Origin of the sequence: Sporosarcina sp. P26b, from assembly GCF_002743245.1 — a bacterium.
GTDB classification, from domain to species: Bacteria; Bacillota; Bacilli; order Bacillales_A; family Planococcaceae; genus Sporosarcina; species Sporosarcina ureae_C.
Map to the genome: position 1 here is coordinate 23,366 of NZ_PDYW01000014.1, position 13,287 is coordinate 36,652.

The following is a 13,287-nucleotide window of genomic DNA, read 5'->3' on the forward strand; positions in this document are numbered from 1 at the left end:
AATGTTCCTAGATATCTCTTGAACGCTTTATTGCGCGAACCAATGCCAATTCTGACTGATGATTGGCATAATCAACCAACTGTGGGACACGAAATAGATCGAGCAATAGCCAAAGGTACGGAATGAGTGGAAGAATGATAAAGTGTGGATGCATGAGTAAAAATAAGATGTAATCGAACGTCATTTGATTAATATATGCTTCTCTGAAGAAATAGATAATTACACCATTTAGTAATAACGTATAAATTGCACCAAAAATCGCATATGGCGTAATACCAAGATAAAATCTGTGAAGAAAGTAATTGCCAAAGAAAATCAGAAGTACATACGTGATGACATTTGTTTTCTTGCGGTTATTGTATTCATACTGTAATTGCATTACCTCTTCGTGTGTCATGCCTTTCTTACTTATGTAGTCCATTGTACTATCATCCCCTATAGTTCTTTATGTTACTTAAACCACTATATCATAAACTTCTCTGATATAATGAGACTAATTAAAGGAGTATGAAAAGGGAGGCTTAATTATATGAAATGTACAAGATGTGGACGTCATTTGCAGTCTAGACATGAAGACTGTCCGAATTGTGGTGAGCCGATTGTCTATAAATTAGAGAAAAGTCATAATGTGGCGAAGATGTTTTTTTCAGCGGTGTTGACGATTGGAGCCATAGTCACTGTAATTGTTATACTATACAATGATCATGATTTTACGTTGAAAAAAGAGAGTGTAAAACAGGCGACAAAATCTGTCTTAGATGAATCAACAACTAATCCGAACTACGACGAGGGGTGGGAGGAAGAAGAATACGAAGAAATTGCAGATGATCCCTGGGTTGAGACTGAAAGTGTATCCGGACAATCTGATCCGGTTATAGGGGAGACGCAAGAATATGAAGTTGATGAACCGTTACCGATGCGTGAGCTAGTGGATGAATTCTATCAAGACTATCGCTTGATGTATAGTGAGTCATTGAATAATTTGGATTTTAGTATAGTCGCACCGTATTTAACTCCAAATAGTCCAGCGTACAGTGGGATGTATGAGTACATAGGCGATATCAAAGACTCTGGATACTATTTCAACTTCTATGATAACGAAGTATTGGACTATCATAGAGACAAAGGGATGCTGTATCTAAAAACATATGAGGCGTTCGATTTAATTGATCAGAATGGAAAAACAACTTCACATCAGCGAAATAAAACCTATACAATAGTATTGAATTACAATAATGTACCTGTTCAAATAGATGCAATCGAGATTACAAATTATTATCGATAACCTCAATATAATTTTGAGGCATATTTGGCTTTTCAAAGTACAATTTTATCGAAGGTAGAGAATTCTTTTTTACATAGATCTTCTTACATATAATAAACTACTTAATGCATGGAATATAGTAACTTATGGATGTGAAAGAGATGCAAAGAATAGTCGTGCTTGTATCATGGCTAGTAGTCAGTATTCTATTTGGTGTATTAACCAAGATGTTAGATTTTGTCCCTTTCCTTGGAGATGTCTTCACTAGAATGGGCATTTGGGTATTAATTGCAACTTGCATTGCGGCATACAGTCAAACAGCGATGCGGGCGGCGATTCATACATTACTATTCTTTTTAGGAATGCTGACCGGCTATTATCTATACTCCGCCCATTTATTCGGTGTGTATTCGACGAATGATATGAAATACTGGGGGAGTATAGCAGTCGTTACGCCGTTTCTTGCGGTGATGGTCTGGTATGCGAAACATAGTAGATATTTGGCTAATTTTTTACCCGCGTTACCTATGGGGGTGATGTTAAATCTTGCACTCGGCGTGGGATTGTTTTATTTTAATGTGAATTATTTAGAAGAGCTTATTATGTACGTCATTTTGTGCGTGATCTTCTACCGAAACCCTAGACAACTGTCTATCGTGATTATTCTTTCTATTATGGTCACAGGTGTAATTGAATTGACACCATTGTCTTGGTTCTTTGTGTTTTGATTTATCCTACTTTACGGACGCTTTCCTATCGATGAAGAGGGCTTTTTTTGTGGATGTACAATCACCGAAAATAAAATTTTTCATATTGGTAAACAAGCACTAAAAGCCCAATCTTTCAGAGGGCTTTTGGGAACAAAATTACTGGATTTCACTACAGTGGAAGTAGTTTTAGAAGTTCCCACCATGGAACATCTACTATAGCAACATGGTTTTGTACAAGTTGGGGTTATTGGTTATGCAGCGGATAACGCGTTGACTTTTGTAGGTGGGTCCGTTCTAGGTCCTAACGTATTGACCATAGAATACAAAATCAACTATGTACGGCCCGCGATAGGTGGAAAAATAATTGCCCGGAAGACAGTTATTTCTTCAGGTAAACGTCAAGCCGTCTGTCGCTGTGATGTCTTTGTTGTCAAAGATGGGGATGAGAAGGTTTATGCCACTTTCTGACGGTTGTATCGGAAATAGATACATACTAAAACGCACCCATTAGCTAGCGGGTGCGTTTTGTGTTATTTCATTTGCGTGCGCCTGCCGGTTGGGAGTAGATGGAACGTGGCTATGTTGACGTTTGGTCGAATGATACCAGCTGCTAAACAACAGAATGATCATCATAAGATCCACCGCATCACCACCGTAATACATAAGCATCGCTCCTGCACGCGCTTCTTCAATAGGTACACCAGCAGGCGGATAGGCGTATAGTAATTTGGATAAAATTCCGTGTCCCGCCAGAGCTACAATAAAGACTGCGGTGCGGTAACGGTAACTGTAGCGGCGAGATACGGGATCGATGTATAAAAGAGAAATAGTAAATAGATAGCCCGCAACAAACACGTGTATATGGATCACGATATGCAGCCAGAGATGGTGGTGCATGACCGCAAACAAACCCGTTGTGTATAACAGCCAAAGCCCACCGATGTTCAAAATGGAAGCGACGACGGGATGTGTATAGAACCCTGCAAGTCGGCTTTTTAGCAAGCGGCTAACCTTTCTAGCCTGCCGAACGGGAAGTGTCCGCAGTAATAATGTCATCGGAGCAGCGAGTGCTAATAGAAGGGGGCCGAGCATGCCGAGTAAAAGGTGGCCCAACATATGCCAGGTGAACTGATCATGTGATAGTTCAGCAAGCGGCCCGGTAACAGCGCTTACTGAAGCGAATACACCTGCTATCCACAACACAGTCCGTCTTCGTGGCCATTTACGCAAACGTCGTTGCCGATTGGAATGAAATACCGCGCCCCCGTATAACAGAACGGCGATCACTGCAAGCGTCCCAAACAGCCAATCGGTCGCGCTGAGATAGGCATCATGTGGCATGAAGCACCAGCCTTTCCGCCGATCGGGCATCCTGTTGCGCTGACTTAATTAACAATAGACCGGCCGCAATCATCACAATCGCAGCACCGTTCCAAACGATATCATACGGAACGATATCTACATCATAACGAATCTGATGAATGCGCATGACCTTATGTTGAATGGTCCCATCATACAATTGGAACGCGCCACCCCCGATCAACTTGCCACCCCAGAACATCTTATGCCATAACGCATTCCTCCTGCGTAAATCCGCAACCAAATACAATCCACCAACCGTCGCAAACCAGCTAAACGCATGAAATAAACCATCCGACACTAATCCGATCGCCACTGTAGATTTATCGTAAAACTTGTGCCAATGCAGCAATTGATGAAACAGTGTCTCATCCAAAAACGCCACAAACCCAAGTCCGAATAATATGCCGGCCCATAGGTTTCTCTTCTGATAACTTTTTCGATTCGACCAATTTTTCACTTGCGACTCAGCCATTTATTACTGCTCCTTTCCTCACGTACGTAGTGTTCCCTGAGAATGGTGTGATTAATACATAATGGGTACTGTAATATGTGATGGCTCATTACAGTACGTAGCCTTGTTTAGAGCGCTCGCGTCTTAAGTATGAGCGTATCCAGGTTGACATAGAGTGGATAAACACCCCCATAGAGCGGATAAACACTCTCATAGAGCGTATAAACACTCTCATAGAGCGAATAAACCCTCCCATAGAGCGCATCCACCCAACTATACAAAAAACTAACCATCTACAAAGCACTCTGAAGGCCTTCAATAGAAATACTTTAACCATCCACTATTTTACGGTAACTTTTCCCGCATAATCTGCTAGAATACGATTAAAGGGAGTGAGAGTCGTGAAGATTGTTATTGCACCTGATGCATTTAAGGGTAGTTTGAGTGCAGAGGAAGCGGCCGACGCTTTATCTAATGGAGTGAAAAAAGTGTTTCCAGACGCAGAGGTCGTACGGTTACCTGTTGCAGACGGAGGGGAAGGGACGCTGGATGCGCTGATTTCGTCAACTGGCGGGACTATTCAAACGGTGTCTGTGCAAGATCCGCTTGGCCGAGTGATCGATGCACATCTGGGGGTGCTTGGAGACGGCGAGACGGCGGTTATTGAAATGGCCCAAGCCTCTGGATTGATGTTGCTTGCGAGAAAAGAACTCAATCCGATGAAAGCGTCTACATACGGTACGGGGCAATTGATTCGTCATGCGCTCGACCAAGGATATCGTAAATTGATCATCGGGCTTGGGGGCAGCGCGACGAATGATGGAGGTACAGGTCTGCTTGAAGCTCTCGGAGTGAAATTTAAAGCGGCAGGGTGGCCGTTAGAAATGAATGGCTCCACGCTTTCTGTTTTCGATGAAATCGATAGTTCGAAACTGGATAAGCGACTATTGGAGGCGGATATTCGCATTGCGTCTGACGTGGAGAATCCATTCATTGGAGACCAAGGAGCGTCGGTGGTTTTCGGTCCGCAAAAAGGAGCCGATCCCGAAATGGTCTTGGATTTAGACGAAGGACTGGAGCATTTTGCGGATGAGACTGAAAGAGTGACAGGTGTACGTCTGCATGAGCTGCACGGAGCGGGCGCGGCAGGGGGAAGTGCGGGTGCATTAATTGCCTATTGCGGTGCACGTCTGGAAAGTGGAATCAGTGTCGTGCTTGAAGCGATAGATTTTGCAAACCATCTTTCTTCTGCTGACCTTATTCTGACAGGTGAAGGAAAGACAGATCGGCAAACGCTTGCCGGCAAAGCGTTAATGGGCATCGCGAAGCTAGCGAAAGTAGAGGGGGTTCCGGTCCTCGTCATTTCGGGAACTATTGATGAAGCGGCACGTACCGAGTTACTCGAATGGTTCTCTGAAGTGCATGCATTGGACGACGGAGAGAAGTCGTTGGCTGAATTGATGACCGACGCAGCAAATTTATTGGAGAATAAAGCAACTGTAGTTTTGCAAACTAGAAGCTAGTTATTTTATTATGTAAGGCATAGTAAGCAAGTGAGTAGGGTATAGAATACACAAGGAGGTGGTCAGATGTTTCAAAATGCGATCGACTGGCTTGTAGGGCCGGCGAATAATTTCATTTGGACATATGTTTTAATAGGACTTTTATTGGCAGCAGGTTTATATTTCACGATTCGTACGAAATTTGTACAAGTACGCTTGTTTCGTGAGATGTTCCGTCTAATTGTAGAGAAGAAAGATAGCAACGACGGTGTATCACCATTTCAGGCGTTCACAATTAGTGCCGCGTCACGCGTAGGGACAGGTAACGTAGCAGGGGTTGCCCTAGCAATCGGAATCGGTGGACCTGGTGCAGTATTTTGGATGTGGGTTATTGCGCTAATCGGTATGGCAACTGCCTTCATTGAAAGTACATTGGCACAAGTATATAAAGTGAAAGATGGCGATACTTTCCGCGGAGGACCCGCATATTACATGCAAAAAGCACTCGGTTGGCGGAAACTAGGTATCGTCTTCGCGATTTTATTGACAATGTGTTTTGGATTCATCTTTAACGCAGTGCAATCAAACACAATCAGTCAATCGTTCACTGACGTATTCGGCATTCCGCATTGGGCTGTAGGAGTTGGACTCATTGTCCTGACGGCAGTAATCGTCTTTGGCGGTGTGCAACGTATTGTTAAAGTAACGCAGACAATCGTCCCTGTAATGGCAACATTTTATATTATCGTGGCCTTGTATATTGTAATATTGAACATTACAGAAGTTCCAGCGATGATCGCATTAATTGTTGAGCACGCATTCGGTATTAAAGAAATCATGGGTGGCGGAATCGGTATGGCTATGATGCAAGGTGTACGCCGAGGTCTCTTCTCCAATGAAGCAGGTATGGGTAGTGTGCCAAACGCAGCAGCGACAGCGAACGTATCGCACCCTGCAAAACAAGGACTCGTACAATCATTAGGTGTATTTTTCGATACTATCATCATCTGTTCAGCAACTGCCTTCATTATCTTACTAGGCGGCTTGTACCAATCAGGCGAAACGAATGGTATCTTATTGACACAAGCATCCATGGAAGTACACGTAGGCGCTTGGGCACCATACTTCATCGCCGTAGCGATCATGTTCTTCGCTTTCAGTTCCATCATCGGTAACTACTACTATGGCGAAACGAACATCGAATTCATCAACGCCAACGTCATGTGGAAACGAATTTATCAAGTACTCGTACTCGCAATGGTCTTTTTCGGAGCCGTTGCAAAAGTACAAATAGTCTGGGACATGGCTGACCTATTCATGGGACTAATGGCCATCATCAACCTAGTCGTTATTCTACTCCTAGGCAAAATCGCCTTCAAAGTACTCGACGACTTCACCAAACAACGAAAAGCCGGCAGAAACCCCGTCTTCAAATCAGCTAGCATCCCCGGCCTAAAAGGCGCAGAATGTTGGGAAGAAACAGCTGAAAGAGCGGAAGATCGTTTGTGAGATAAGAGATTATATTGCGCTTTTATGTTTTGATCTTAAGACTTTGAATTGACACTAATAAATACAGTGAATGTTCTAGGTGGTTTACGTTAAGAAGTAGGATTGTAGCGGAAGCGGAAATCCCTTCTCGACACTAATTTCACAATCTATTTAAAAACGTTCACACAAACAATTTAGTCAAGAAGTAAAAAGTTTGATATACTATAAAATACTGAATAAGAAAAATCGAATCGTAGTTCAGAAGAAGGATTCTGAACATCGGTTCGATTTTTGTTTTGCATGTTTGAACACAACATGTTAGGGTTATATATGAATCAACACACTATATATAGTGTGTAACAGCATTTAGATGAATTGGTACCCACCACGTTTAAAAGGGAATCCGCCACGAACGGAGCTGCCCCCGCAACTGAGGGCACGGACGACTATCTTATGAAAACCACTGCTTCGGCGGGAAGGAAAGATGGAAGAACGATGTGCCAGCCAGTAGACCTGCCAGTCATCTCAGCAAAACATTCTTCGGGGTTGGAGAGTGAAAGCACAAAGCAGTCTTTTTTCAGTCTGCCTAAAACTTTCCGCTATCTACTACACGTCAATCGACGACTCCCGATTATATCGGGAGTTTTTTTATTTAGTACATAACCGAATTAATTAACTAAAGGGAGCGGATATAATGGCTATTATTCAAGAATCTGTGGGACTTAATTTATTGATGGAAAACTTACAACAGGAATTCGGCAAGAAACAAATTGAACCGTTGATCGAAGCGAGTGAGAAATTCCAAGAGCGTCATCCCGCGAGCTCAGCAACTGAGTGGACAAACGCTATGGTGCTAGAGTCTTTAAGCCGTATTGATGAAGCGAATGCGTATTGGACGTTTGTAGCGGCGCGTATTTATTTATTCGACGTCTATGCAAAGCAAAAAGCATTGCGTGGAGCGGATGTTTATACCGATTTTGCGAAAAATGTAGAACGCTTGGTGGAACAAGGTTTATATACACCCGTTTTGACTGAAAAGTACAGCCAGGACGAGCTACAGGAAATCGGTAAGCTACTTGATCCTTCTCGTGACCTATTATTCACATATATCGGTTTGAAAACATTGGTAGACCGCTATGTAACAGTAAACTTTAAGAAGCAGTCCGTAGAGCTTCCGCAAGAGCGCTGGTTAATCATCGCGATGACGTTAATGCAAGACGAAACAGTAGACCGTATTCATAAAGTCGGCGAAGCGTATTGGGCGATGAGCAACTTGTACATGACGGTAGCGACGCCTACATTGTCGAACGCAGGTAAGATGCACGGTCAGCTATCAAGCTGCTTTATCGATACAGTAGATGATTCACTGCAAGGAATCTACAACAGCAACACCGATATCGCGAACTTGTCGAAATTCGGTGGCGGGATCGGCGTCTATATGGGGAAAGTTCGTTCACGCGGTGCATCGATTCGTGGTTTCGAAGGTGCGTCAAGCGGTGTTCTTCCTTGGATCAAACAGCTGAACAACACAGCAGTCAGTGTCGATCAGCTCGGTCAACGTCAAGGTGCCGTAGCCGTTTATCTCGACGTATGGCATCAAGATATCTTCACGTTCCTCGACCTCAAGCTCAATAACGGGGATGACCGTTTACGCGCACATGACATTTTCACAGGCGTCTGCTTGCCGGACTTGTTCATGGAGAAAGTCGAGTCCCGTGAAGACTGGCATTTATTCGATCCACATGAAGTTCGCACGAAAATGGGCTATTCATTGGAAGATTTTTATGATGAAACAAAAGGACAAGGAACATTCCGCGAGAAGTATGAAGAATGTGTCCGCAATGAAGATCTATCGAGAGAGACGGTTTCAGCCATTGAAATCATGAAACGTATCCTACGTAGCCAGCTGGAGACAGGAACACCATTCATGTTTTACCGCGACGAAGTAAACCGTATGAACGCTAATAAGCATGAAGGAATTATTTATTCTAGTAATTTGTGTACAGAAATACTACAAAATATGTCAGCATCTACACATGAATCGGTTACACTCGAAGACGATATGGTCGTCACACGCACGAAGCCAGGCGATTTCGTTGTATGTAATCTATCATCGATCAACCTTGGAAAAGCTGTTACAGCAGACGTTTTAGACCGCTTGATCAAAATTCAAGTACGCATGCTCGACAACGTTATCGATCAAAACCAAATTCCAGTTGTACAAGCACAACGCACAAATGCACGCTACCGTGGAATTGGACTCGGCACATTTGGTTGGCACCATTTACTCGCATTGAAAAACATTCAGTGGGAATCAGATGAAGCCGTGAATTTCGCAGACGAATTATATGAAAATATCGCGTATTTGACAATTAAAGCTTCAATGGAATTATCAAAAGAAAAAGGCGCGTATCCATTGTTTGATGGTTCGGATTGGCAAACGGGCGAATACTTCGAGCAACGCGAATACGATTCCAATAAATGGCGTGAACTGCGCATGGATGTGGCGATGAACGGTATGCGTAACGGCTACTTGATGGCAGTTGCACCGAACAGCTCGACGTCGGTTATCGCAGGCTCAACAGCATCCATCGATCCAGTGTTCAAGCCGTTCTACCATGAAGAGAAGAAAGACTATAAATTACCGGTTATTGCACCGGATCTAGATCACAATACGTATGACATTTACCGTCGTTCTGCTTACATCGTCGATCAGCGCTGGTCTATCAAGCAAAATGCCGCGCGTCAGCAGCACATCGATCAGTCGATTTCATTCAACATCTATGTACCGAACTCCATCCGCGCATCTGTTATTTTGGATCTGCACTTGCAGGCATGGAAATCCGGCATGAAAACGACGTACTATATGCGTTCAACCGCAGCGGAGATTGAGGAGTGCGAGTGGTGTCATTCTTAATCGCCTATGCATCCTGGAGTGGCAACACGCAGGAAGTAGCGGAATTGATTACGGAGCGACTACAAAATGAAGGTGTCGAAGTCGATACCTATCGTATCGGCATCGGCCTCATCCCAAATGTTAAAGAATACGACGCGTTGTGCATCGGTTCATTCACATGGGAAAAAGGGGCAACGCCGGATGAAGTCAAAGATTTCGTGGCGGACGTCGGCTATAAACCCGAGCTCGTCTACGTCTTTGGCACAGGGGATACCCAGTTTGGCGGCGATGATCTATTTTGCAAAGCAGCAGACAAGCTAGCGAAATTTTATCATTCCCCATTTGAACCATTGAAGATCGAACAAAGCCCACGCGGCATGCAAGAACAAATCGTTACGAATTGGACGAAAGGAGTGCTCGAACATTGGCGACACTTACACGAGTAAAAGTACTGAATCCTGCAAACCCGAATAAGGCAACAGCTATTTTCGGAGGGGAAGCAAGCGGCATCCTGAACTGGAACGACATCGCGCACCCTCATTTCTATACACTACGTCAGCGAATCCGGGCTCTTTTCTGGACAGCGAATGAAGTGGACATGACACAAGATGTCAAGCAGTTCTCAAGCCTGACAAAAGAAGAGCAATCCGCATTCCTGAAAATTATCGGCCTACTCGCTACACTTGATGGTCCACAAACCGTCATTGCAATGAAAATCGCAGACTTCACAACGGATCCTTCCGTCAAGTCGATTCTAGCGACAATTGCAGACCAGGAAAGTGAACATAATCACAGCTACGCGTACGTACTTTCATCTGTCACGAACTTGGACAAGCAAATGGAAGCTTTCGAAATGGGACGTACAGATGAAGTATTAATGAAGCGAAATGAACGAATTGTAGACGTCTACAATGAATTTGCGGAGAACCCGACAATCGAAACGGTTCTAAAAGCGATGGTCTACACGACTTTATTAGAAGGTCTATTCTTCTACAGTGGTTTCGCGTTCTTCTATAACTTGGCGCGCCACCAGAAAATGGTCGGCACATCGACGATGATTTCGTACATCAACCGTGATGAACTGCAACATGGTAAAGCGATCAGCGATATCTTCCGAGCAGCATTGGCTGAAAATCCAGAGTACAACACAGACGAATTCACGGAATGGATCTATGACCAATTCCGCCACTCCGTCGAGCAAGAAGTCATCTGGAGCCGCTACGTATTAGGAGGCATCGATGGTCTGGAGCTGGAAGAGATGGAAGGTTACATCAAGTATCGCGCAAACAAAATGTTGCGCATGCTCGGCTTGAGCGAAATCTACCCAGAGTTCACGGACAATCCAATGAAGTGGATCCGCGCGTACGTTGATAACTTCGACGATACAAAGACGGACTTCTTCGAGCAAACTAGCCGTCAATACGTGAAGACTAGTGATTTGAATGGTTTTGATGATTTGTAATAGATGAGGAGGAGAGGGACCCGTGATGGGTTCCTCTTTTTGTGTCGAGGGTAGGAGAAAGCACCGTTGATCAACTTGTGCTGTTTTTTTGAAATGATGTCACTTCTGGAATGCTCAATGAACATGGCTGAGTGCTCTATCAGGCAACTTAAGCGCTCTATGCCAGTGCGTGACCGCTCTATCAGCCGTGTTATTCGCTCTAAGCCGCCCCGCGACCGCTCTATCAGCCGTGTTATCCGCTCTAAGCCGCCCCGCGACCGCTCTATCGGGCATGCTATCCGCTCTAAGCGACCCTAGCCACCCCAGCCACCCCAGCCCTCCCAGCCACCCCAGCCACCCCAGCCACCCCAGCCAACCCACATAAAAAAAACCGAGCGGGTCTAACCCCGCTCGGTCTCTTCAAATCTATAAAATTACTTCTGAGCTTCTGCAGTCTTGTGCATAGTCTTGTTTTTCGCAAGATTTACGTGCCAAGATAGAGCTTCTTCCAAGATGTGTGGAGTTTGTCCGCCAACTTGTTCACATGCTCTGTTGTAGTAATCACGTAGCTCTTCCTTGAAATCAGGGTGAGCACAGTTCTCGATCAACAACTCCGCTTTTTGTCTTGGAGCCAAGCCGCGAAGATCCGCGTAACCTTGTTCCGTAACAATTACGTCTACATCATGCTCCGTGTGGTCTACGTGAGAAGAGAAAGGTACGATGGATGACACGTCTCCGCCTTTTGCGTAAGACTTCGTAACGAAAATCGCGATGCGCGCGTTACGAGCGAAGTCACCAGATCCACCGATACCATTCATCATGCGCGTACCGCTAACGTGTGTGGAGTTAACGTTTCCGTAGATGTCTAGCTCAAGCGCTGTGTTGAATGAAATAATACCCAAACGACGGATTACTTCCGGGTGGTTGGAGATTTCCTGTGGACGGAATACCAACTTGTCACGGTATTTACCGATGTCGTCTTGGAAGCTGTCCAAACGTTTTTTAGATAGAGTCAATGAAGTAGCAGAAGCGAATTTCACTACGCCGTCATCGATTAAGTCGAAGATTGCGTCTTGAAGTACTTCGGAATATACTTCGATATCTTTAAACTCAGAAGTTCTCATACCGTCAAGTACTGCGTTTGCAACTGAACCAACACCTGATTGAAGTGGCATTAGCGTTTCATCCATGCGGCCTAATTTGATCTCGTCACGGAAGAAGTTCAACAAGTTGTTCGCAATTTCTTGTGTCTCTTCGTCTGGAGGAACGATAGGGGATGGAATATCACCTTTCTCCGTAAGAACGATTCCGACAACCTTAGCAGGATCTACTTTGATTCCTGGTGTACCGATTTTATCTGTTGCACTATATATAGGGATTTCTTTACGTTGGTTTTGAGCATCTGGAATATAAATGTCATGCAAGCCTTCAAACTCCATAGGTGCATTCACGTTCAATTCGATGATGACATGCTTCGCTTCTTGAACGAAAATCGGAGAGTTACCAACAGAGCCAGTCGGGATGATATATCCTTCTTCTGTGATAGCAGCTGCTTCGATGATCGCATAGTCAACAGGACCAATTACGCCTTGGCGAATCCATTCAGATGTATGAGAAAGGTGCTGATCGATGTAGAAAGAATCACCTGAGTTGATTTTACCACGCATTGCTGGGTTGCCTTGATAAGGAACACGCAAATTGATAATGTCTGCGTTTGCCATCAATTCATCAACGTTCGGGCCCATGGAAGCGCCAGTGAAAACGTTTACTTTGAAGTCTTCAGTCTTGCCTCTTTCTGCCAATGCCAATGGAACCGCTTTTGCGTCTCCGGACAAAGTAAATCCACTCAGACCTAGAGACATTCCGTCCTCGATCCAAGATGCTGCTTCTTCTGCTGTAACAATTTTGTCTTTCAGTGCTTCGCAACGAAGTACCTTGTTTAATTCGTTTGCCACGGTATCATCCACCTTACCTTTCAATTTGTATATAATTCTATCATTTATATAAATAAAATCAACACAATATTATGAGAACTATACTGATTTATCCACTTATTCAATAAAACCACTTTAATTGATGAAAAATTACAAAAACCATACAGCGCGTGGAATAGACGGTAGCTGAGAGTTTTCCCTTACGTGGAAATACAAAAAGAACATTGTTATGGAGAGAA

General features: G+C 44.1%; 11 protein-coding genes, 1 pseudogene and 1 riboswitch. Of the genes and pseudogenes, 8 read left to right on the top strand and 4 right to left on the bottom strand.

Features of this window, described 5'->3' with window-relative positions; all coding sequences use genetic code 11:
• Positions 1–7: 7 nt before the first annotated feature.
• Complete coding sequence (locus CSV69_RS11825) at positions 8–421, bottom strand: hypothetical protein (RefSeq protein ID WP_099693511.1); 414 nt, start codon at positions 419–421, stop codon at positions 8–10.
• Between the two features lie 108 nt (positions 422–529).
• Here CSV69_RS11825 and CSV69_RS11830 point away from each other — a divergent pair, with 108 nt between their 5' ends.
• The 3 genes and pseudogenes from CSV69_RS11830 to CSV69_RS17425 all read left to right on the top strand — a co-directional run.
• Positions 530–1,285: a TcaA NTF2-like domain-containing protein gene (locus CSV69_RS11830; RefSeq protein WP_099693512.1), complete on the top strand. Its 756-nt coding sequence runs from the start codon at positions 530–532 to the stop codon at positions 1,283–1,285.
• A 125-nt stretch (positions 1,286–1,410) separates the two neighbouring features.
• A complete protein-coding gene (locus CSV69_RS11835; RefSeq protein ID WP_233192384.1) occupies positions 1,411–1,992 on the top strand; it encodes a DUF6518 family protein in 582 nt (193 codons plus the stop codon).
• A gap of 219 nt (positions 1,993–2,211) precedes the next feature.
• Positions 2,212–2,442, top strand: a pseudogene (locus CSV69_RS17425) (PaaI family thioesterase); the annotation flags it as partial.
• A 39-nt stretch (positions 2,443–2,481) separates the two neighbouring features.
• Here the strand turns inward: CSV69_RS17425 and CSV69_RS11845 are convergent.
• Both CSV69_RS11845 and CSV69_RS11850 read right to left on the bottom strand, forming a co-directional pair.
• Positions 2,482–3,315 (bottom strand): cytochrome c oxidase assembly protein, encoded by an 834-nt coding sequence (locus CSV69_RS11845; RefSeq protein WP_099693513.1) that lies wholly within the window; start codon positions 3,313–3,315, stop codon positions 2,482–2,484.
• Complete coding sequence (locus CSV69_RS11850; protein ID WP_099693514.1) at positions 3,305–3,808, bottom strand: DUF2243 domain-containing protein; 504 nt, start codon at positions 3,806–3,808, stop codon at positions 3,305–3,307. Before CSV69_RS11850 ends, CSV69_RS11845 begins: the two co-directional genes overlap by 11 nt.
• Positions 3,809–4,188: 380 nt before the next feature.
• Between CSV69_RS11850 and CSV69_RS11855 the strand changes: the two genes are divergently transcribed.
• From CSV69_RS11855 to CSV69_RS11875, 5 genes are all read left to right on the top strand, one after another.
• Positions 4,189–5,310 carry a glycerate kinase gene (locus tag CSV69_RS11855; protein ID WP_099693515.1) on the top strand — a complete coding sequence of 374 codons (1,122 nt, stop codon included), beginning with the start codon at positions 4,189–4,191 and terminating at the stop codon, positions 5,308–5,310.
• Positions 5,311–5,376: 66 nt separating this feature from the next.
• Positions 5,377–6,798 carry an alanine/glycine:cation symporter family protein gene (locus CSV69_RS11860; protein WP_099693516.1) on the top strand — a complete coding sequence of 474 codons (1,422 nt, stop codon included), beginning with the start codon at positions 5,377–5,379 and terminating at the stop codon, positions 6,796–6,798.
• Positions 6,799–7,135: 337 nt separating this feature from the next.
• Positions 7,136–7,312: riboswitch (cobalamin riboswitch) on the top strand.
• 198 nt (positions 7,313–7,510) lie between these two features.
• The gene (locus tag CSV69_RS11865; protein ID WP_369823301.1) at positions 7,511–9,694 is read left to right on the top strand and encodes a ribonucleoside-diphosphate reductase subunit alpha; all 2,184 of its coding nucleotides are present in this window, start codon (positions 7,511–7,513) and stop codon (positions 9,692–9,694) included.
• On the top strand, positions 9,682–10,119 hold the full coding sequence (locus tag CSV69_RS11870; RefSeq protein ID WP_085428032.1) for a flavodoxin: 438 nt from the start codon (positions 9,682–9,684) through the stop codon (positions 10,117–10,119). Before CSV69_RS11865 ends, CSV69_RS11870 begins: the two co-directional genes overlap by 13 nt.
• Positions 10,098–11,135 carry a ribonucleotide-diphosphate reductase subunit beta gene (locus CSV69_RS11875; RefSeq protein ID WP_085428033.1) on the top strand — a complete coding sequence of 346 codons (1,038 nt, stop codon included), beginning with the start codon at positions 10,098–10,100 and terminating at the stop codon, positions 11,133–11,135. The genes CSV69_RS11870 and CSV69_RS11875 overlap by 22 nt, the downstream gene beginning before the upstream one ends.
• 413 nt (positions 11,136–11,548) lie before the next feature.
• Here CSV69_RS11875 and CSV69_RS11885 read toward each other — a convergent pair whose 3' ends face one another.
• Positions 11,549–13,069 (bottom strand): succinyl-CoA:acetate CoA-transferase ScpC, encoded by a 1,521-nt coding sequence (locus CSV69_RS11885; protein WP_099693518.1) that lies wholly within the window; start codon positions 13,067–13,069, stop codon positions 11,549–11,551.
• Positions 13,070–13,287: the final 218 nt, after the last annotated feature.